Source organism: Agrobacterium deltaense RV3 (assembly GCF_900013505.1).
GTDB lineage: Bacteria > Pseudomonadota > Alphaproteobacteria > Rhizobiales > Rhizobiaceae > Agrobacterium > Agrobacterium leguminum.
This window is the reverse complement of the sequence record NZ_LT009746.1, coordinates 117,256-137,511: the sequence shown is the minus strand read 5'-3', so window position 1 is coordinate 137,511 and position 20,256 is coordinate 117,256. Positions and strand designations below refer to the sequence as shown.

At 60.4% G+C, this 20,256-nt stretch carries 18 protein-coding genes and 1 pseudogene; 12 read left to right on the top strand and 7 right to left on the bottom strand.

Features of this window, described 5'->3' with window-relative positions:
* Position 1: 1 nt before the first annotated feature.
* The 4 genes and pseudogenes from AGR7B_RS15065 to AGR7B_RS15050 all read right to left on the bottom strand — a co-directional run bounded on the left by AGR7B_RS15065 (position 2) and on the right by AGR7B_RS15050 (position 4,058).
* Positions 2-825 (bottom strand): annotated as a pseudogene (locus AGR7B_RS15065) (carbohydrate ABC transporter permease).
* A 12-nt stretch (positions 826-837) separates the two neighbouring features.
* A complete protein-coding gene (locus AGR7B_RS15060; protein ID WP_004445256.1) occupies positions 838-1,710 on the bottom strand; it encodes a carbohydrate ABC transporter permease in 873 nt (290 codons plus the stop codon).
* Positions 1,711-1,776: 66 nt separating this feature from the next.
* Positions 1,777-3,054: a D-tagatose-bisphosphate aldolase, class II, non-catalytic subunit gene (locus AGR7B_RS15055; RefSeq protein WP_080857196.1), complete on the bottom strand. Its 1,278-nt coding sequence runs from the start codon at positions 3,052-3,054 to the stop codon at positions 1,777-1,779.
* The gene (locus tag AGR7B_RS15050) at positions 3,051-4,058 is read right to left on the bottom strand and encodes a tagatose kinase (RefSeq protein WP_162934166.1); all 1,008 of its coding nucleotides are present in this window, start codon (positions 4,056-4,058) and stop codon (positions 3,051-3,053) included. The genes AGR7B_RS15055 and AGR7B_RS15050 overlap by 4 nt, the downstream gene beginning before the upstream one ends.
* A 312-nt stretch (positions 4,059-4,370) precedes the next feature.
* On the opposite strand from AGR7B_RS15050, the gene AGR7B_RS15045 reads away from it, so the two are divergent.
* The 10 genes from AGR7B_RS15045 (at position 4,371) to AGR7B_RS15000 (ending at position 14,710) form a co-directional block, all read left to right on the top strand.
* Positions 4,371-5,684 carry an ABC transporter substrate-binding protein gene (locus AGR7B_RS15045; RefSeq protein ID WP_162934165.1) on the top strand — a complete coding sequence of 438 codons (1,314 nt, stop codon included), beginning with the start codon at positions 4,371-4,373 and terminating at the stop codon, positions 5,682-5,684.
* Positions 5,685-5,943: 259 nt separating this feature from the next.
* Entirely contained in the window at positions 5,944-6,714 is a 771-nt protein-coding gene (locus AGR7B_RS15040) for a galactitol 2-dehydrogenase (protein ID WP_065656183.1), read from the top strand.
* Between the two features lie 16 nt (positions 6,715-6,730).
* Entirely contained in the window at positions 6,731-7,741 is a 1,011-nt protein-coding gene (locus tag AGR7B_RS15035) for a D-altritol 5-dehydrogenase (RefSeq protein WP_080858111.1), read from the top strand.
* Between the two features lie 116 nt (positions 7,742-7,857).
* Complete coding sequence (locus AGR7B_RS15030) at positions 7,858-8,871, top strand: LacI family DNA-binding transcriptional regulator (protein WP_080857194.1); 1,014 nt, start codon at positions 7,858-7,860, stop codon at positions 8,869-8,871.
* 262 nt (positions 8,872-9,133) lie between these two features.
* A complete protein-coding gene (locus AGR7B_RS15025) occupies positions 9,134-10,492 on the top strand; it encodes an NAD(P)H-dependent oxidoreductase (protein ID WP_080857193.1) in 1,359 nt (452 codons plus the stop codon).
* Positions 10,493-10,509: 17 nt separating this feature from the next.
* Positions 10,510-10,812, top strand: coding sequence for a putative quinol monooxygenase (locus AGR7B_RS15020; RefSeq protein WP_080858110.1), 303 nt, complete (start codon positions 10,510-10,512; stop codon positions 10,810-10,812).
* A 12-nt stretch (positions 10,813-10,824) separates the two neighbouring features.
* Entirely contained in the window at positions 10,825-11,727 is a 903-nt protein-coding gene (locus tag AGR7B_RS15015; protein WP_080857192.1) for an NAD(P)-dependent oxidoreductase, read from the top strand.
* Between the two features lie 22 nt (positions 11,728-11,749).
* Positions 11,750-12,745: a DctP family TRAP transporter solute-binding subunit gene (locus tag AGR7B_RS15010; protein ID WP_065656180.1), complete on the top strand. Its 996-nt coding sequence runs from the start codon at positions 11,750-11,752 to the stop codon at positions 12,743-12,745.
* A 129-nt stretch (positions 12,746-12,874) separates the two neighbouring features.
* Entirely contained in the window at positions 12,875-13,426 is a 552-nt protein-coding gene (locus tag AGR7B_RS15005) for a TRAP transporter small permease (RefSeq protein WP_059757030.1), read from the top strand.
* A 3-nt stretch (positions 13,427-13,429) separates the two neighbouring features.
* Positions 13,430-14,710, top strand: coding sequence for a TRAP transporter large permease (locus tag AGR7B_RS15000; protein WP_020812270.1), 1,281 nt, complete (start codon positions 13,430-13,432; stop codon positions 14,708-14,710).
* Between the two features lie 24 nt (positions 14,711-14,734).
* Here AGR7B_RS15000 and AGR7B_RS14995 read toward each other — a convergent pair whose 3' ends face one another.
* Entirely contained in the window at positions 14,735-15,631 is an 897-nt protein-coding gene (locus AGR7B_RS14995; protein ID WP_065656179.1) for a LysR substrate-binding domain-containing protein, read from the bottom strand.
* Between the two features lie 85 nt (positions 15,632-15,716).
* The gene (locus tag AGR7B_RS14990) at positions 15,717-16,925 is read right to left on the bottom strand and encodes an MFS transporter (RefSeq protein WP_078053639.1); all 1,209 of its coding nucleotides are present in this window, start codon (positions 16,923-16,925) and stop codon (positions 15,717-15,719) included.
* Positions 16,926-17,048: 123 nt separating this feature from the next.
* On the opposite strand from AGR7B_RS14990, the gene AGR7B_RS14985 reads away from it, so the two are divergent.
* On the top strand, positions 17,049-17,894 hold the full coding sequence (locus AGR7B_RS14985; protein ID WP_080857191.1) for an AraC family transcriptional regulator: 846 nt from the start codon (positions 17,049-17,051) through the stop codon (positions 17,892-17,894).
* Here AGR7B_RS14985 and AGR7B_RS14980 read toward each other — a convergent pair.
* Positions 17,891-18,787 carry a helix-turn-helix domain-containing protein gene (locus tag AGR7B_RS14980; protein WP_208616057.1) on the bottom strand — a complete coding sequence of 299 codons (897 nt, stop codon included), beginning with the start codon at positions 18,785-18,787 and terminating at the stop codon, positions 17,891-17,893. The two genes, AGR7B_RS14985 and AGR7B_RS14980, sit on opposite strands and share 4 nt — an antisense overlap.
* 86 nt (positions 18,788-18,873) lie before the next feature.
* Between AGR7B_RS14980 and AGR7B_RS14975 the strand changes: the two genes are divergently transcribed.
* Positions 18,874-20,145, top strand: coding sequence for an ABC transporter substrate-binding protein (locus tag AGR7B_RS14975; RefSeq protein WP_080857189.1), 1,272 nt, complete (start codon positions 18,874-18,876; stop codon positions 20,143-20,145).
* Positions 20,146-20,256: the final 111 nt, after the last annotated feature.

Genomic DNA, 20,256 nt, shown 5'->3' with positions numbered 1-20,256 from the left:
CTTATTTCACGGCGCCAAAGGTCAGGCCACGCACGAGTTGTTTCTGCGAGAACCAGCCGATGACGAGAATGGGGGCGATCGCCATCATCGAGGCGGCCGAGAGTTTTGCCCAGAACAGCCCCTGTGGGCTTGAGAAGGAGGCGATGAAGGCCGTCAGCGGGGCGGCATTGGTGGTCGTCAGCCGGATGGTCCAGAAGGATTCGTTCCAGGCGAGGATGACGTTGAGGAGCAGCGTCGAGGCAATGCCCGGAACCGCCATCGGGGTCAGCACATGGACGATCTCGTTCCACAGCGATGCGCCATCCATGCGGGCGGCTTCGAGAATCTCGCCGGGGATTTCGCGAAGTAAGTGTAGAGCATCCAGATGACGATCGGCAGGTTGATGAAGGTGAGCATGATGGTGAGCCCGATGCGGGTATCGAGCAGGCCGGCATTGCGGAAGATCAGATAGATCGGCACCAGCACGGCGACGGCCGGCATCATCTTGGTGGAGAGCATCCACATCAAAATGTCCTTGGTGCGCTTGGTCGGCGAGAACGCCATGGCCCAGGCGGCGGGAATGGCGATGATCAGCGCGATGATCGTCGAGCCGAGCGACAGCACCACCGAGTTCATGAAGGGCTTGAAGTAATCGCGCTGGGTCTGGACCGTCACGTAATTCTCGAGCGTGCCGGACGGAATGAGGCTGAAGCCGGCGATTGCCTCGGGCTCGGTCTTGATCGAGGTGAGGAAGGCGTAGAGGATCGGGAAGAACAGCAGCAGCGCCACGGCCCAGGCCGCGATGGAAAAGCCGATCTTCGCACGAGTGGTTGTCTTGCGGGCCATGATGTTTCCCCCTTACCGGTCGAGGTTCTTGCCGACGGCGCGCATCAGGAAGATGGCGACGATATTGGCGAGGATGACGGCGATGATGCCGCCGGCCGAAGCGCCGCCGACGTCGTAGCCCAGAAGTGCGGTGCGATAGATGAGGAAGGCGAGGTTGGTGGAGGCATAACCGGGGCCGCCATTGGTGGTGACGAGGATTTCCGCGTAGACGCCGAGCAGGAAGATCGTCTGGATCAGAATGACGACGGTGATGGCGCGCGACAGATGCGGCAGCGTCAGGTAGATGAAGCGGTTGACGAAGTTGGCGCCATCCATCTCGGCTGCTTCCTTCTGTTCGCCATCGAGCGACTGCAGGGCGGTCAAGAGGATCAGCGTCGCGAACGGCAGCCATTGCCAGGCGACGATGATGATGATGGACAAGAGCGGAAACTGCGCGAACCAGTCGACCGGCTGGAAACCGAAGAAGCGCGACAGATCGGCCAGCACGCCGTAGCCGGGATGCATGATCATGTTCTTCCACACCAGTGCTGCCACCGGCGGCATGACGAAGAAGGGCGAGATGATCATGATGCGCACGATGCCCTGGCCGAAAATGTCATTGTCGAGCAGAAGCGCAATGGCGATGCCGCCGATGACCGTGATCAGCAGCACACCGCCGACGATCAGCAGCGTGTTCCAGATCGACTGGAAGAAGGCCGGGTCGGTGTAGAAATACTGGTAATTGAACAGACCAGCGAAGCTGACATTGGCCGGATTGAGGAGATTGTAGTTCTGGAACGAGAACCAGAGCGTCATCGCCAGAGGCACGATCATCCACACCAGCAACAACAGCACCGATGGCGCAAGCATGACCCGCGCTAATCCGCTCGTGTTTCGGGTTGCCATGAGTTTCCCCTCCCTGACCGATACCCGCAACGTCTCCTGCCGGGGCATCCCAATTTAACGATTGTCTTAGTGGCGGCCTTCGCCCGTCGCCGCATGGTAGGTCGCCAGCACCTGATCCACTGCCGCGACCAGAACCTCCTCCATATCCTTTCCTGCAACTGCCGCGAGCGGCAACTCGCCGAGATACTGGCGCAGCAGGGGTTCGGGAATTGTCTTCCCATCCAGCGCCTTATGCAAGGCGGAAACGGCCGCAAGCGCTTCCGGCCTGGTCCAGTAATAGCGGATGCGGTCGCTGTAGCTGTAGTGGCGCTGCAATCGCAGCGTGATGTCATCGCCATGGTAATGTCCGCGCCAGTCGCCGGGTGAGGAAAGCATCAGCTCCTCCATGGTGCGCGCCAAAGGACGGTCACCATAATCGCCGATCATCTCGGAGGCGATCATGTCGAGAGCGTAAAGCGCCTCGCGATAGGCGAAGGTCAGGCCGGGGCCTACTTTCAGGATGGGATATCCATCGCATACCAGTGTCGTGAGGGCGGCCTGCGTCTGGTAATCGGTGGAATGGGCCTCGAAGACCAGTTGCGGTTCGGCGTCCAGCACGGCGCTCAAGGCGGTGGCCGCTTGCGGGTCGTAAGCGACGACATTGTCGCTGCCGAATTCAACGCCGGGCTGCACGACAAAGGCGATGACCCGTTCGAACGCATCGGAAAGGCCGTGTCGCGCGAATATTTCGCGGTGAAGGTCGATGGTTTGGCGCGCCGCCTGCGGCTGCGTCGGTGCGACGGTGTCGAGCACATGGTCCGCACCCCCCGGCACCGGCACCTCGGTGCCGAGAATATAAAGCGGTCTCGGCAGGCCGGCAGCCGTGGCGGCCTTTTCGGCGACGGCCGCAAGTTTGGCGGCGCGGTTGGCTATCGTGTCGTCGTCCAGCGCCGCCGGTTCACCGGCGCAGCCCATCGAGGCATCGAGATGGATCTTGCGAAAACCCGCCGTCACATAGGCCTCGACCATGGCGGCAGCTTTTGTCAGCGCTTCCTCGGCCGTTTCCCTGCGCCAGGGATTGGGGCCGAGATGATCTCCGCCAAAAATCACCAGTTCGCGGGGCAACCCTTCTTCATCGGCAATACTGTTGACGAAGCTGACGAAGTCCCGTGGCGTCATGCCGGTATAACCGCCGAGATGATTGACCTGATTGCAGGTCGCCTCGATCAGCACCGGTGTCTTGCCGGCGGCGGCACGGCGGATTGCGGCGCGCAGAACCACGGGATGGGCGGAGCAGACGGAGGTGATGCCGGCGGGCTTGCCGGAGCGGCGCGCGGCGGCGAGATTTTCGAGAATACGGGTCACAGGATTTCCTCCGACAGTTGCGCGGCTAGAAAGGCGTCGAGTTCGGAAAGGCTTGTGGCGCCTTCCATCGGGCCGCGGCGGGTGACATTGTGCGCGCCGGCGGCATTGGCATAGGTGAGCGCCTTTTGCGGATGCATGCCGAGGCGGCGGCAGGTGAGATAGGTCGCACCGAAACAGTCGCCGGCACCGGTCGGGTCGATTTCGCGGACCCGCAAGCCGGGGACGTCGATGCGCCCATGGGCGCGGCTGAAATGGCTTGCGCCATCCGCGCCGCGCTTCAGCACGATTTCGCCGATACCGGAGGCAAGCAGCTTTTCAATCGCCGCCTCCTCGTCATTCAGCCCAGAGACCGCGTGAAGCTCCTCACCGGAGGGCAGGAGAAGATCGGTAACACCAAGCAGATCGTCGATCAGTCTGCGGCCGGCATCGCCCTGCGCCAGTTCCTTGCGGATGTTGGGATCGAAGGAGACCGAGCCGCCGCGCGCCTTGACGCGTCTGATGGCTTCGAGAATGATTTCGCCAATGCCGGCAATCGCGAAGGCCGATCCCATGACATGCACATGGCCGGCTTTTTCGATGAGAGCCTGCGCTTCAGCCGTCATATGCGTTTCGCTGGCCGCCGAATGGGCGATGTTGAAAACGAAGTCCCTTGCGCCGTTTTCCCGGTAACGCACGAAGGCGCTGCCCGTCGGCCGGTCGGGGATGGTGGCGATGGCTGAGACGTCGACGCCGTCGCCGCGCAGCCTCTCGACATTGAGACGGCCGAAATCGTCGTCACCCACCGCCGCAATGATGCCGGCGGCTCCGCCGCAGCGCGCCACCTGATCGATGAAGATGGCCGGCGCGCCGCTCGGGAAGGGGCCGATCAGCGTTTGTGGCTCGAGAAAGCCGCTTCCCACCGTCGTCGCCATGATCTCCACGAGGATTTCGCCGGCCGTGATGGTCGGGCCATTCGTGTGCGGCGCCAGTGCGGATGTCTGCCTCATCGTCTCCTCCATATGCATTCGGCTCCCGTCCTTTTGGCGGAGGTAATCCCGCCGTCCCGAGGGCTTCTGGTTTTCGGATATCATTCAAAAATTTACGCGCGTCAATATATGATATGACGAAAATTTTGTTGCATCGCAGCAAGAGGAACGCCTTTGGAAATAATTTTTTATGATATTATCCGCTTTAAAACAGTGGGTTACTGGTGCGGGCGACGATGTCTCCATGCTCCGATTTATTTTCGGACGTTGACAAGAGAGCGTACTTTGCGAGATAAAAAATTTACGCATGTATTGTTATGCGTGGACATCCGTAAAGGAGGAGCGGGTCTCATGAGCAAATTAACTGGAATTCTGTCATCGTCCGTGGTTGGCATCGGCCTTTTCGCCGGTCTGGCGCAGGCAGAGGAAATCAACATCGCCACCGTCAATAACGGCGACATGATCATCATGCAGAAGCTTTCCAGCGCCTGGGAGAAGGAGACGGGCAACAAGATCAACTGGATCGTGCTGGAAGAGAATGTTCTGCGCGAACGCGTCACCACCGATATCGCCACCAATGGCGGCCAGTTCGACATCATGACCATTGGCGGTTACGAAGCGCCGATCTGGGGCAAGCAGGGCTGGCTGGCGTCGGTCGACGATCTCGGCGACGATTACGATTACGCCGATCTGCTCGATCCGATCAAAAAGGGCCTGACTGTCGACGGCAAGCTTTACGCGGTGCCGTTCTACACCGAAAGCTCGTTCACGCTTTACCGCAAGGATCTGTTCGATGCAGCCGGCCTGAAGATGCCGGATAATCCGACCTACGACCAGATCAAGGATTTCGCTGCCAAGCTGACCGACAAGTCGAAACAGCAATATGGCATATGCCTGCGCGGCAAGCCGGGCTGGGGTGAAAACATGGCCTTCCTCGGCACCATGATCAACACCTATGGCGGCCGCTGGTTCGACATGGACTGGAAACCGCAGCTGACGAGCGAGCCGTGGAAAAAGGCGATCTCTGACTATGTGGCGCTGATGACCTCCTACGGCCCGCCCGGTGCGGCCGCCAATGGCTTCAACGAGAACCAGACTCTGTTTTCCTCCGGCCGTTGCGCCATGTGGATCGACGCCACCTCTGCAGCAGGCCGCGTTTATGACCCCAAGCAGAGCCAGGTTGCCGACAAGACCGCGTTTACGCGTGCTCCGGTCGAGGTAACGCCGAACGGTTCGAGCTGGTCGTGGTCCTGGAACCTTGCAATCCCCAACAGCACGAAGAAGCTCGAAACCGCCAAGTCCTTCGTGAAATGGGCGACCTCGAAGAACTATGTGAAAACGGTCGGTGAAAGCGAAGGCTGGGTGGCCGTGCCGCCGGGCACGCGCAAATCCACCTACGAGCTGCCGGAATACAAGAAGGCGGCGCCCTTTGCGGATACGGTGCTGAAGGCGATCATGTCTGCCGACCCGTCCAAGCCGACCAAGGATCCGGTGCCCTATACCGGCGTGCAGTTCGTCGCCATACCGGAGTTCCAGTCTATCGGCACGATTGTCGGCCAGCAGATCGCGGCAGCCCTTTCCGGCCAGCAGACCGTCGATGCGGCGCTCGAAGGCGCACAGAAACAGGTCGAGCGTGACATGACCCGCGCGGGCTACATCAAGTAGCCGCGCCCTCCCGGCGTGCCGCCCGTTCGTCACTTTGGCGGCGGGCGGCATGGGTGGGGCTTTCGCACCCGTCTCCTCATTCCTGTGCTTGTCACAGGAATCTAGCCAGCCCAAGTCCTTGGTTTGGAAGAACTCTCTTGCCGCGTGAGAGCCGCGTCGGCTGCATTCCTGCAACAAGCAGGAATGAGGGGAGTGAGGAAAAGCATCGAACAACAAAAGAGCATGGCCAGATTACCCGCCATGCATCATGGAGATCGACATGAGATTGAACAACAAGGTCGCGCTGATTACCGGCGCCGCCCGCGGCATCGGCCTTGGTTTTGCGCAGGCTTTTGCCGATGAGGGTGCAAAGGTCATCATCGCCGATATCGATATCGCCCGCGCGACGGCGTCTGCCGCCGCCATCGGCCCTTCTGTCAAGGCTGTGAAGCTGGATGTGACCGATCTTTCCGAGATCGACGCCGTTGTAAAGGCGGTGGATGAGGAATTTGGCGGCATCGACATTCTCGTCAACAATGCCGCGATCTTCGACATGGCGCCGATCAATGGCATTACCGAACAGAGTTATGAGCGGGTCTTCGACATCAATCTCAAGGGACCGCTGTTCATGATGAAGGCGGTTTCCAATGTGATGATCGAGCGGGCGCGCGGTGGCAAGATCATCAATATGGCAAGCCAGGCCGGCCGTCGCGGCGAAGCGCTCGTCACGCTTTATTGCGCTTCCAAGGCGGCGATCATTTCCGCCACGCAGTCGGCGGCGCTCGCGCTCGTCAAGCACGGCATCAATGTCAACGCCATTGCACCGGGCGTGGTGGATGGCGAGCATTGGGAAGTGGTCGATGCGGAATTCGCCAAATGGGAAGGCCTGAAGCCGGGTGAGAAGAAGGCGGCGGTGGCGAAATCCGTGCCGATCGGCCGTTTTGCGACGCCCGATGACATCAAGGGTCTCGCGGTTTTCCTCGCCTCTTCCGACAGCGACTATATTCTCGCCCAGACATATAATGTCGACGGCGGCAACTGGATGAGCTGAAAAGCCGGAGATGACCATGCATGCCATTCAATTCGTCGAGAAGGGACAGGCCGTTCTGGCGGAAGTTCCCGTTGCCGATCTGCCGCCTGGCCACGCGCTCGTGCGGGTCAAGGCTTCGGGGCTTTGCCACACCGATATCGACGTTCTCCACGCGCGTTACGGCGACGGCGCCTTTCCGGTCATTCCGGGGCATGAATATGCCGGTGAAGTTGCGGCCGTGGCCGCCGATGTGACGGGCATAAAGGCCGGCGACCGGGTGGTGGTCGACCCTAATCTGCCCTGCGGCACCTGCACCAGCTGCAGGAAGGGGCTGACCAATCTGTGCAGCACGCTGAAGGCCTATGGCGTTTCCCACAATGGCGGTTTCGCGGAATTCAGCATCGTACACGCCGATCACCTGCATGGCATCGGCTCCATGCCCTATCATGTCGCGGCATTGGCCGAACCGCTTGCCTGCGTCGTCAACGGCATGCAGAGCGCGGGTATCGGCGAGAACGGAACGGTGGCTGAAAATGCGCTGGTTTTCGGAGCCGGTCCCATCGGCCTGCTGCTTGCCCTGTCGCTGAAAGCGCGCGGCGTCGAGACGGTGACGATTGCCGACATCAACGAAAGCAGGCTGGCTTTTGCCGAAGGTCTCGGGCTTCAGGTGGCAGTTTCCGGTTCGGAAGCGCTGCTGCGGCAACAGAAGTCTTTCGATGTCGTGGCGGATGCGACGGGTATCGCCCCCGTAGCGGAAGCGATGATCCCGTTGGTTGCCGATGGCGGCACGGCACTGTTCTTCGGCGTCTGCGCGCCGGATGCCCGCATTTCGGTCGCACCCTTCGAAATCTTCAGGCGTCAGCTCAAGCTCGTCGGTTCGCATTCGCTGAACCGCAACATACCGCAGGCGCTCGCCATTCTGGAAACGGATGGCGATGTCATGGCGCGGCTCGTCTCGCACCGGCTGCCGCTTTCGGAGATGCTGCCGTTCTTTACGAAGAAACCATCCGATCCGGCCACCATGAAAGTGCAATTTGCAGCCGAATGATCGTTTGGTGGTTGATAACCGCAGTCGACCGGCTTTTCGTGCGAAGGCCGGTCGATATAAAGTACCACATGTAATATTTCATGGGGGCAAGCACTTTGGCCAAATCTATCAGGACGATGGAAGAGTTCTCGGAATTCGTCGGCCTTTCGCGCCCGACTGTTTCGAAATACTTCAATGATCCGGCCTCGGTCCGCAAGAAGACCCGGGACGCCATCGAGGATGCGCTGAAGAAATCGGGCTTCAGGCCCAATATTTTCGCCGTCAATCTCAACCGCCGCCGCTCCAATATCATCGGCATCATCATCCCGAATTCCACCGATCCGTTCTATATGGCGCTGACGAGCCGTATCGAGCTCATCGCCAACGAGGCGGGCTTCCTTGCCTTCGTGCTGTCCTCGGATGGCAAGGCGGAAATCGAAGACCGCGCCATCCGCACTTTCAAGTCGATGAATGTCGCCGGCGCGATCATCGCGCCGCTGGGCGTCAAATCCCACCGCGCCACGCTGGAGCAACTCGCCGCCAGCATTCCGATCGTTTATGTCGATTCGCCGCTCGACGAGACCTCGGCCTTTGTTGGCACCGACAACCGCCAGAGTGTCGGGCTGATGGTGGATTATCTCTGCCGCTCGGGCGAGCCGCCCTGTTTCTTCGACATGCCGCAGGTCAATACCAATGCCGCCACGCGTCGCACCGCCTATGAGGAGGCCATGCGGCGCCTTGGTTTCGAGCCGCAGGTGATCAACGTTCCGGATATTGTCACCTGGGATTTCGAGCGTTTCGCCTTCGATGAGGCGGGCCGGCTGCTGGAAGGGGCGGGGTCTCTGCCATCGCGCACCATTCTATGCGCCAACGACCGTATCGCCTTCGGCGTCATCGCCGCCGCCTTCCAGAAGGGCCTCAGGGTCGGCCATGGTGCGGATTATGACCTCAGGGTCGCCGGCCATGACGATCATCCGCTGTCGCGTTATGCCTGTCCGCCGATTACCACGGTAGCGCAGAACTATAACGAGATCGGCAGGCTGTCGATTGAGCTTCTGTTGCATAAGCTGGACGAGGAGGCGGATGACACGACGCGGATGCGCGAGCGCATTCTCCTCAGCGCCGATCTGATGCTGCGCAAATCGGCCTGATCATTTGTTAGATAAGCTAAACAAAGAATCTGATTTTCTAAATAGAACTAATATTTGAACGCTCCTACTCTGTTCTCAAGGTTGCTTTGGGAGGCGACCGCGAGAGCCGGCGCAAAGGCGTGCCGGTATCCGGGAGGAACGTTAGATCGTCATGCCGTCCGTGCCGCGAGGGATAAGCCTTCGCTGCCTCGGTGTCGCATGGCCTTCGCCGGGCTGACTGGACATTCTCGCCAGCAATTTCCCCAGCGAAGGATGTCAAAACATGAATCTCTATTCTCTTCTGTCAGCGCGTACAGCCGGCGGCAAGCCTGTTCGGGTGGGTCTCATCGGTGCCGGCAAGTTCGGCTCCATGGTGCTGGCGCAGGCGCAGCGCATTGCCGGTTTCCACATGGTCGCCGTCGCAGACCTCAATGTCGGCAAGGCGAAGGAATCGTTGGATCGCGTCGGCTGGCCGAAGGAGCGTTACGATGCGAAGAGCTGCGCCGAGGCGCTGAAGAGCGGCAAGACCTATGTGACCGACGATGTGAACGAGCTTTTCGCCTGCGGCGAGATCGAATGCGTGATCGAGGCCACCGGCCATCCGCTGGCCGGCGCGCGCCACGCGCTCGGCGCCATCGACCACAACAAACATGTCGTGATGGTCAATGTCGAAGCCGATGTCATGGTCGGGCCGATCCTTGCCGAAAAGGCCCGGGCCAAGGGCCTGATCTATTCGATGGCTTACGGTGACCAGCCGGCGCTGATCTGCGAACTGGTCGACTGGGCGCGCGCCACCGGCTTCGAGGTCGTCTCCGCCGGCAAGGGCATGAATTTCGAGCCACGTTACCGTTATTCGACGCCGGACACGGTCTGGGGTTATTTCGGCTGGACGGACGAGGAAGTGGCCAAGGGCGACTTCAATCCGAAAATGTATAATTCCTTCACCGATGGCACCAAGGCGGCCATCGAGATGGCGGCCGTCGCCAACGGCACGGGGCTGGATTGCCCGGATGACGGTCTGGCCTTCCCGCCGGCCGGCCTGCACGATCTCGCCCGTGTTTTCCGTCCCGCCGCCGATGGCGGCCGCATGGCGCGTTCCGGCCTCGTCGACATTGCCGCAAGCCAGGAGCCGGATGGACGCGAGGTGTTCAATAACATCCGCTATGGTGTTTTCGTCACCTTCAAGGCCCACAATGAATATGCCCGCGCCTGCTTCAAGCAATATGGCCTGCTGACGGATCCGTCCGGCTGGTACGCCTCCATGTGGCGTCCGTTCCACATCATCGGGCTGGAAACCTCGATCAGCGTGCTTTCCGCCGTGCTGCGCAACGAAGCGACCGGTTGCTCCAAGGAGTTCCGCGGCGATGCCGTCGCCACGGCGAAGAAGGATATGGCACCGGGCGAGATGCTGGACGGCGAGGGCGGATACGCGGTCTGGGCGAACGCCATTCCGGCCACCCGCAGCCTCGATATGAAGGCGCTGCCGATTGGCCTTGCCCATAATGTCAAACTGAAGCGCGCCATCAAGAAGGACCAGATCGTCAGCTTCGACGATGTGGAGCTGGTCAATGATCTCGATGTGGTGAAGTTGCGTCAGGACATGGAAAACCGCTTCCGTCCGCAAAAAGACGCAGCTGCGTAATGGACGGAGAACGGAACATGTCGAAAGGAGCTTTCGTGGTGATCGCGGAATTTCGGGTGAAGCCTGACGCGATGGATGCCTTTCTCGACGCCGCACGCGATGATGCCACCCATTCGGTTCAGGATGAACCGGGTTGCCAGCAATTCGACGTGGTGCGGCCGGAAACGGGGAACAATGTGGTGTTTTACGAGGTCTATAACAGCCGTGAGGCTTTCGACGATCACCTGAAGACACCGCATCTCGACCGGTTTCGCGAGGCCTTTCCCGCCCTTATCGAAGAAGAACTGCCGGTGCGTTTCCTGAACCGGCAATGGCTTTGAAGGATGGGAGCGATGGCAGACATCCGCCGGATCGCCGTTATCGGAACGGGTATTATGGGTGCCCCCATGGCGAGGCGTCTGGCGGAGGCCGGGTTTTCCGTCAAAGCCTGGAACCGCAGCGCTGAAAAAGCTGCGGTTCTGGCGGCAAAAGGCGTGCAGCCGGTGGCCACTGCTGCCGAAGCCGTGGCCGAAGCCGATGTCGTCATCTGCATGCTGAGTTCCGGGCCGGTCTGTGACGAGGTTCTGCTCGGTGCCTCGGGTGTCGTTTCCAACATGAAGCCCGGTGCTATTCTGCTGGTGATGAGTTCCATCCCGGTCGACAGCGCACGGGAACAGGCAGAGGTGGCCAAGGCTTATGGCGTCGCATATGTCGACGCACCGGTTTCCGGCGGTGAAAAGGGAGCGATCGAAGGAACGCTCGCCATCATGGCCGGCGGCGAACAGCAGGATGTGGATGCGCTGCGGCCGCTCCTCGGTTGTCTGGGGCGCGTCACCCATGTCGGTCCGGTGGGCTGCGGTTCTCTGGCCAAGCTCGCCAACCAGCTGATCGTCGCCTCGACAATCTGCGCCGTCGCCGAGGCTCTGACCCTCGTGGAAGAGGGGGGAGCGGACCCGGCGCAGGTGCGCCACGCGCTGCTTGGCGGCTTCGCCGATTCCACCGTCTTCCGCCAGCACGGAAAACGCATGGTGGAAGGCGATTTCCGTCCCGGCGGGCCGGCGAAATATCAGGTGAAGGATACGTCCACGGCGCTGGCCTTCGCCAGAAGCCGGGGCCTCAGACTACCGGTCGGCGAGGAGGTTGACCGGCTGTTCCGCTCCATGGTCGAGCATGGCGCGGGCGAGCTTGATCACAGCGGTGTGATCCTTGAGATTAAGCGCATGAATGCGTTCGGAGGAACGCTCGAAACTGTTTGAGAGACAACAAAGGGAGGAACACATGAAAATTTCAAAACTTTACGGGCTGGCTCTGGCCGCCACCATGCTGGTCGCATCCATCGCGCAGGCCGAAACGCTGACGCTTTCGACGCCCGATGCGGATACGTCCGAAATCACGCTTGCCGCCAACAAGTTTGCCGAGATCGTTTCGAAAAAGACCGATGGCAAGCTCAAGATCAAGGTGTTTCCGAACGGCACGCTTTATGGCGGCGACCCTTCGGCGGGCGTCAAGCAGCTGGCCGGCGGTTCGCTGGACATGCTGTTGAACTCGACCTCGCTTTACGCGACCTTCAATCCGAAGTTCACGGCCATCGCCATTCCTTACCAGTTCCGCGATATCGACCAGCTCAGGGTCTATCTCGACAGCGATCTCGGCAAGGAGCTTTCCACCGATCTCAGCAAGATCGGCATTCTCGGGCTCGATCTATGGTCGCGGCCGCTGCGCCAGATCACCAATTCGAAGGCGCCGATCAAGTCGCCGGCCGATCTCAAGGGCATGAAGCTGAGGGTGCCGAACAATCCGCTCTGGGTCGAGTTCTTCGGCGCCATGGGGGCTGCCCCGACACCGATGGCTTTTGCTGAGGTTTACAATGCGCTCCAGCTCAAAGTCGTCGATGGACAGGAAAATCCGGTCAACGTGCCTGTCAGCGCCAAGCTTTACGAGGTGCAGAAATATCTGACGATCAGCAACCACATTGCTGACGCCTGGGTGTTGGGTATGAACCCGGCCCGCTTCGAAGGTCTTGACGAGGGCTTCAAGACGGCGCTGAAGGAAGCGGCGACTGAAACCGAGCTTTGGAAAGCGCAGAACGACGCTGCCGATATCGACAAGTCGCTCGAAACGCTGAAGAAGAACGGCATGGAGGTGAACACGCTGACGGACGACGAACGCAAGGCTTTCGTGGCGGTGGCGGCCGGTCTTTCGGCAAAGTTCTCCGCGCTGGTGAAAGATCAGGCGTTCTTCGACAAGACGCAGGCTTTCCTCAAGACGAACTGACGTTTTCGCGCAGGGAAGGCCGGATCTCGGTCCGGCCTTCCCCAACGTCAGCAAGGGTTGCTTTGCCGCAGAGGCAGGGTGGCATTCGTTTTACCGGATATCCGGTTTCAGCAGTGGAAGGGTATTGTCATGAACGATACGAAACCTTCGGTGCTCGGCACCATCGTTAAACTCATCGCCGATGTGGCCGCAGGGGCAGCCTGTGCCGGCATTCTCATCGTCGTTCTTCTTCAGGTCATTGGCCGCCTTGCCGGCAGCCCGCTTCCCTGGACCGAGGAGGCGACCCGCTTTCTTTTCATCTGGATGGTCTTCCTTGGCCTTGCGGCCGGTTTCCGCACCGTTGAAAGTGCCCGTGTCGTGGTGTTTCTGGTGCTGTTTCACCGCTTCTTCCGGCGGCTGGCGGTGCCGATCTATGTCGGTTCCTCGGTGTTCTTCTTCGGCATGATGGGCTGGACGGGCCTGACCCTGGTGCGCCAGCAGATCATGATGAACGAGACCGCCGCCACCCTGCCGATCCCCATGTGGACCATCGGCATCGTGTTGCCGGTTTCCGCCATCATCGCCGTGCTGGCCATCATCGAATCGCTGCGCAGCCGCCGGGAGCTCATCGCGCTTCCCGAGCTTGGTCTGCCGGCGGATGAGATCGCCCATGCCGATATCTCCATTTCAGCAGGACATTGAGCCATGTCGGTCTTTCTTCTCGTCGCTTTTTTCGGTCTCAGCATGCTCGGCGTGCCGCTTGCCATCGCGCTCGCGCTCGCGAGTGTCGGCACGCTGTGGCTCTTCACCTCCATGCCCATGGACCTGCTGTCGCAGACGATGTTCTCGTCGATGAACTCCTTCCTGCTCGTTGCCGTGCCGCTGTTCATTCTCGTCGGCACGGTCATGGAGCGGGGGCGGGTGGCGGAGCGCATCTTTGATTTCGCCGAGGCCATGGTCGGCTGGCTTCCCGGCGGGCTCGGCCATGTCAATGTCATCTCGTCGGTCATCTTTTCCGGCGTCTCCGGCTCGTCCGTCGCCGATATCGCCTCGGTCGGCGCCATCGAAATCAAGGCCATGGAGCGCCACGGTTTTCCGAAGGGTTATGCCGTCGGCATGACGCTCTGCACGTCCACGCTCTCCTCGATCATTCCGCCGTCGATCCTGATCGTGATTGCCGGTTCCATCGCCAATGTGTCGATCGGCACGCTGCTGATCGCCGGTCTGGTGCCCGGCCTCTTCATCGCCTTCGCCTTTCTGGTCTTCAACCACTTCTATTCGGTGCATTACGGCTACAATCCGCCGACACCGTTCAATTTCCGCCTGGTGGTCGTCACGGGTCTGCGCGCCATCCTGCCGATGCTGACCCCGCTGATCCTGATCATCGGCATTGCCAGCGGCCTGTTCACGCCAACGGAGGCAGCTGCCATCGCGGTGGTTTATGTCGCGGTGCTCGGCGTCATCGTTTACCGCACCCTGCCGGTACGCGAACTGCCGGAAATATTGATCTCGACGGCGCGCATTTCCGGCACGATCCTGTTCATCGCCGCCACCTCGCAGCTTGCCGCCTGGGTCTTCACCTTCGATGGCCTGCCGGAGCAGGTCGCCGATCTCCTGAAGGCCATGAATCTCGGGCCAATGACCGGCATGCTCGTCATCTTTGTGTTCCTGCTCATCATCGGCATCTTCATGGAAGCGATCCCGGCCATGTTTATCCTCATCCCGGTGCTGATGCCGCCGGTCGAAGCACTGGGCATCGATCCGATCCATTTCCTGATCGTGACTGTCATGACGCTGACGCTCGGGCTGGTGACGCCACCGGTGGGGGTCTGCCTGTTTGCGGCGGCACAGGTGGCGAACATGAAGATCGAGGATGTCATTCGCGGTTCGCTGGCGCCGATGACGGTGCTGACGCTCGCCATCTTCGCGCTGGTGCTGTTCCCGGTGCTGACGCTCGGGCCAATCCGGCTGATGGGGCTTTATTGACGCGAAAACGGATTGCCTGAAACATCAGACAACGCGACGGGCTTGCCACTCGTCGCGTTGTTTTCGCATCCACTCCAGAAACAGCATGACTTTTCTCTGCCGCAGATGGGAATGCGGGCAGACGATCCATTGGGTGACGAGCTTGATGCGCGGCGCGTCCGTCACGGCCGGCACCAGCATTTTGTCCTGAAGCTCCCGCTCCATCATCAAGGTGCTTTCCAGCGCCACGCCAATGCCGAGAACGGCGGCATCGATGGCCATGTGGCTGCGGTCGAACAGCACCCGCCGCCAGCGCTTTTCGGCTGTCACGCCGGCCAGAGGGAACCAGTGGTTCCATTGCGCCTGCGCCTTCACCGAATGGATCAGCCGCTGGTTCTGCAATTCCTCGGGCAGAAATTTACCCGCACCCTTATAATTCGGCGAACAGACCGGCAGGAATTCCTCCTCCACCAGCCCTTCCACGAAGAGGCCCGGCCAGCGGCCATCTCCATGGCGCAGCTCTATATCGACGAGTTCCTGCGAAAAATCGGTGGGCTCGTTGGTGCCGTCAAGGCGCACTTCCAGTTCAGGATGCTCCTCCAGAAACGAGCCGAGACGCGGCAGCAGCCATTTGTTGGATATGGTCGGCGTCGCCCGGATCGTCAGCGTGGTGACAGAGCGGAAGCCGCGAATACTGTCGGTGGCGTCCGATATCTGCTCGATCTGGGCGGTGATCATCGAGAAATAGCGCTCGCCCGCTTCCGTCAATGTCACCTTGCGGCCGGTTCGCGCCATCAGGGTCGTGCCGAGCTGGCCTTCCAGCAACTGGATCTGCTGGGAAACGGCCGAAGGGGTGACGCTCAACTCTTCCGCCGCCCGTGAAATGCTGCCCGCCCTTGCCGCGGCGTGGAAAACGAGGATCGATTTTATCGGGATTTGCATGGGTAGGGCTTTGCTCAACGGAATACGGCGGTCACCTGAGTATCACAGGTGACCGCCGTGTTGAAAAGCGTTGAACGCGAGGCTTTTAACGGTGGCTCGGCAGTTTGGGCAGGAACACCGTGAGCAGGCCGAGCAGCGGCATGTAGGAGCAGATGCGGTAAACGAATTCGATGCCTTCCTTATCCGCATAAACGCCCAGAACCGCCGCCCCGATGCCGCCGAAACCGAAGGCGAAACCGAAGAACATGCCGGCGATGAGACCGACGCGGCCCGGCACCAGTTCCTGCGCGAACACGACGATGGCCGAGAAAGCGGAGGAGAACACGAAGCCGATGACGACGACGAGAATGGCCGTCCAGAAGAGGTTCGCATAGGGCAGCAGCAGCGCGAAGGGAATGACGCCGAGGATCGAGAACCAGATGACGACGCGGGAGCCGAAACGGTCGCCGATCGGGCCGCCGAAGAACACGCCGAGCGCCGAAGCGCCGAGGAAGAGGAACAGCAGAACCTGCGCGTCCTGAACACCAAGACCGAACTTGTCGATGGTGTAGAAGGTGAAGTAGCTGGACAGGCTGGCGAGATAGGCATTCTTGGTGGCGGTCAGAACCACCAGCACCAGAAGCGTCATGATCACCGTGCCACGGGCAAGGGGAAGCGTGCGGCTGGCCGGCGCCTTGCCAACGGTTGCGCGGCGGTGGCGGGTGTACCAGACGCCAACCCAGGAAAGCACGCCAAAACCGACGAGCGCGATCAGCGAGAACCAGCTGAGGCTCGTCTGACCGAGCGGGATGACGATGAAGGCGGCGAGCAGCGGGCCGATGGCCGTGCCGGTATTGCCGCCCACCTGGAAGAAGGACTGTGCCAGACCGTGGCGGCCGCCGGATGCGAGACGTGCAACGCGGGAAGCTTCCGGATGGAAGATCGCCGAACCGATGCCGATGAGGCAGGCGCCGATCACCAGAACCTCGAAACTATGGGCAAAAGCAAGCGTGATAAGGCCGGCGCAGGTGGACAGCATGGCGACAGGCAGGGAAAACGGCATCGGCCAGCGATCCGTCACCATGCCGACAACCGGCTGCAGCAGCGAGGCGGTGACCTGAAAGGCGAAGGTAAGCAGGCCGATCTGCACGAAATCGAGCGCGTAATTGGCTTTCAGCAGCGGGTAAAGCGACGTCAGCAGCGATTGCATGATGTCGTTCAGCATGTGGCAGAAGCTGGCGGCTGCGATGATTGAAAACGCCGTGCGTTGCGGGTTGAACCCGGTGCTGGTGCTGGCGCTGGTGACAGTGGCCATGATGAAGTCCTCTCCGGTTCCCGGCGGAAGGCGGGAAACATGTCTTTATTTCTTCCCGCTTTTATTCATATTGTTTCTGGCCTGCATCTTTGCTCTGGACGATTTTCTTTGTGAGTGGGCCAAATGGCAAAAAACAATTCCATGATCTTCGGCTCCTTTTCTGCCGAAGACCACAACTACATGCTGAATTTGATCGATGGCACCAACGAGCCGGTGCTGGCGATTTCCCGCACCTATGCCAAGGGACATCGCGCACCGGTCCACAGCCATCTGCGGGCGCAGATCTGGCACGCGCGCCGGGGCGTGGTTCTGGTCAGCACCGGAGATGGTCGCTGGATGATACCGCCCGGCCACGGGCTGATCATTCCCGCCGGCCTGGAACACGAGTCGGAAACAATATCGACGGTGGAAATGCAATCGATCTACGTGCATCCCGACTTGTTTCAGGCGGAAGTGCCGCGGGTGGTGGAAATCACCGATCTCGCCTCCAGCCTGATTGCCGAACTGCTGGGCGAAGAGCATGAGCCACCCGCTTTCCATCGGCGCGGTCTGGTGCGGGCGCTGTTGCTGGACGAGATCAACCGTCTGCCGGACCGACCGCTCGGATTGCCTTTTCCCGATAACGAGCGGCTGGCGGCGCTGTGCCGCGATTTCCTGAAAAAGCCGGTGGCGCGGGTGGAGATCGATGACTGGGCGGCGGCCATGGGCATCAGCCGGCGCTCGTTTACGCGGCTGTTCCGCAAGGAATTGGGGTTGAGTTTCGTCACCTGGCGCCAGCAGGCCTGTATCTTCGCCTCCCTGCCGAGGCTGGCAGCCGGCGAGGCGGTGACGAATGTGGCGCTGGATGCCGGTTATGAAAACATCCCGGCTTTCACCACCATGTTCCGGCGAATGCTGGGCAGTTCACCAAGGGCCTATCGGCAGGCGGCGCGGCAGCGCAGCGCCGCTTTCGCCGATAATGAAGACTAAGCCGCCGTCGCCCGCATGTCGCGGCGGAAATCGGAAGGCGACATGCCTGCGATCTGGCGAAACGCCTTGTTGAAGGCGCTGACCGAGCCGAAGCCGCTTTCCATGGCAATCTGCAATATATTGTCCTTGCCGGTCATAAGCATCGCCTGCGCGCGGGAAAGCCGGAGCAGGGTCAGATATTTGATCAGCGTCATGCCCGTGGATTTGCGGAACAGGTTCATCGCATATTTCGGGTGCAGCGCGGCGGCGCGGGCGATCTCGGTTGCGTCGATATCGTCGAGGAAATTGGCGGCAATGAAATCGCACATGCGTACCACGCCGATGGAGGGCGCCATGCCCTCATCATTCTCTCTGCGTTTGCCGCTGGCGGCGGAAGATATGACGGAGTATGGCTCGAGGAACATCCGCTCGACCCTGAGCAGCAATTCTTCCACCGCGTGCTGGGCTTTCGCCGGGTCGCCGGAGGTGACATAGCGAAACCAGCGGCCGAAATTTTCGGCGTCTGCCTTGTCCGTCTCAGCACTCACCATCGTCGCACCGCCCATCAGCAGGCTCGAAACGGTAGCGGGCAGGCGCATGCGGAAAAAGTGCACGAGCGGAAGATGCGCGCCGGCGTAAAACGAATCGTCGGAGGAGTGGTCCATCTGATGCGGCTGGCCGCCCCAGAAGATGCACATCTGGCCGGCGTTGAGCGTCATGTCATGGTCGCCCATGCGGTAATGCACCGATCCCGACATCACATAATTCACTTCCACCTGCGCGTGCCAGTGGGGCCTGAGCATGATGGGCGGATGATTGTGAAAAAGCTGAAGCGTTGTCGGCATGCCTTCGATGCTGCTCGCACCCGGCTGGTAGAAGGCTCTTTCGGCAATCTTACTTTCCGCCAAATCGATGTTCCCTTTTTACGAGACAGATTTCCTGTCCCCGCTAATGTGCCCATGTTCGCTGAAGAACGGCAATTGAAAAAGGGAGGTTTTCAATGTGCTTGAAATTTCTTGGCGCGTCTACGGCTATGCTGCTTCTCGCAGCCCCGGCTTTCGCGCAAACCGAGACCGTTACCATCTGGAGCTGGAACGTCGCGGCTTCCGCGCTGAAATCCACGGTAGAGGGCTTCAACAAGCAAAATCCGGATATCAAGATCGTCGTTGAAGACCTTGGAAACAATCAGGTTTTTGACAAGACGCTGGCTGCCTGCGCAGCCGGGGGCGATGGTCTTCCTGATATCGTCACCATTGAAAATTTCGAGGCGGAACTGTTCTGGAGCCGTTTTCCCGATTGTTTCGCCAATCTGACCGAGCTTGGCTATACGCCTGAGAAACAGGCGCTTTTCCCTGATTTCAAGCGCACGGAACTGGAGGTTGACGGCGTCGCCTATGCGGTGCCGTGGGATTCCGGTCCGGTGGCGGTATTTTATCGCCGCGACTTCTATGAGAAGGCAGGCGTCGATCCGGCCACCATCAAAAGCTGGGATGATTTCATCGCCGCCGGCAAGAAGGTCATGGCCGCCAATCCCGGCACCGTCATGGCGCAGGCCGATTTCAATGGCGATAGCGAATGGTTTCGCATGATCGCCAATGAGCAGGGATGCGGTTACTTTTCGACCGATGGCCAGAACATCACCATCAACCAGCCCGCCTGTGTCGCGACCCTTGAAAAGGTCAAGGAAATGAAAGACGCCGGCATCATCACGGCGGCGATCTGGGATGAGAAAATCCAGGCCAATACCGCCGGCAAGGCCGCCAGCCAGATGTATGGCGCCTGGTATGAAGGCACGGTTCGTTCCGGCTCTCCTGATCTTTCCGGCAAATGGGGCGTCTATCTGATGCCGAGCCTGACGTCGGATGGCCCTCACGCCGCCAACCTCGGCGGTTCGTCGCTGGCGATCAGCTCGACCTCGGAACACAAGGAGGCCGCGTGGAAATATATCGATTACGCGCTCACCACCAATGAAGGTCAGGTGACGATGCTGAAATCCTTCGGCCTCGTTCCTTCGCTGCTGTCCGCCATCGACGATCCTTTCGTCAAGGAAAAGCAGCCCTATTGGGGCGGACAGGCGGTGTGGACCGATATTCTCGCCACCCTGCCGAAGATCGTGCCGAGCCGCGGCACGGCGTTCCAGTCGGATGCCGATGCGATCTACAAGGCGACGCAGACAAAATATTTCGCCGGCGGTTATCCCGATGCGAAAGCGGCGCTCGATGATGCGGCCAAGCAGATCGAAACGGCGACGGGGCTCCCCGTCGGGCAGTAAGCCGGTGGCCAGGACCGGGCGGGTGCCACAAATTTCTTCTCCCCGAGGGGGGAGAAGTCCGCGGCAGCGGGGATGAGGGGGGGCGACGTTAGTGATAAATCGAGAGCCATC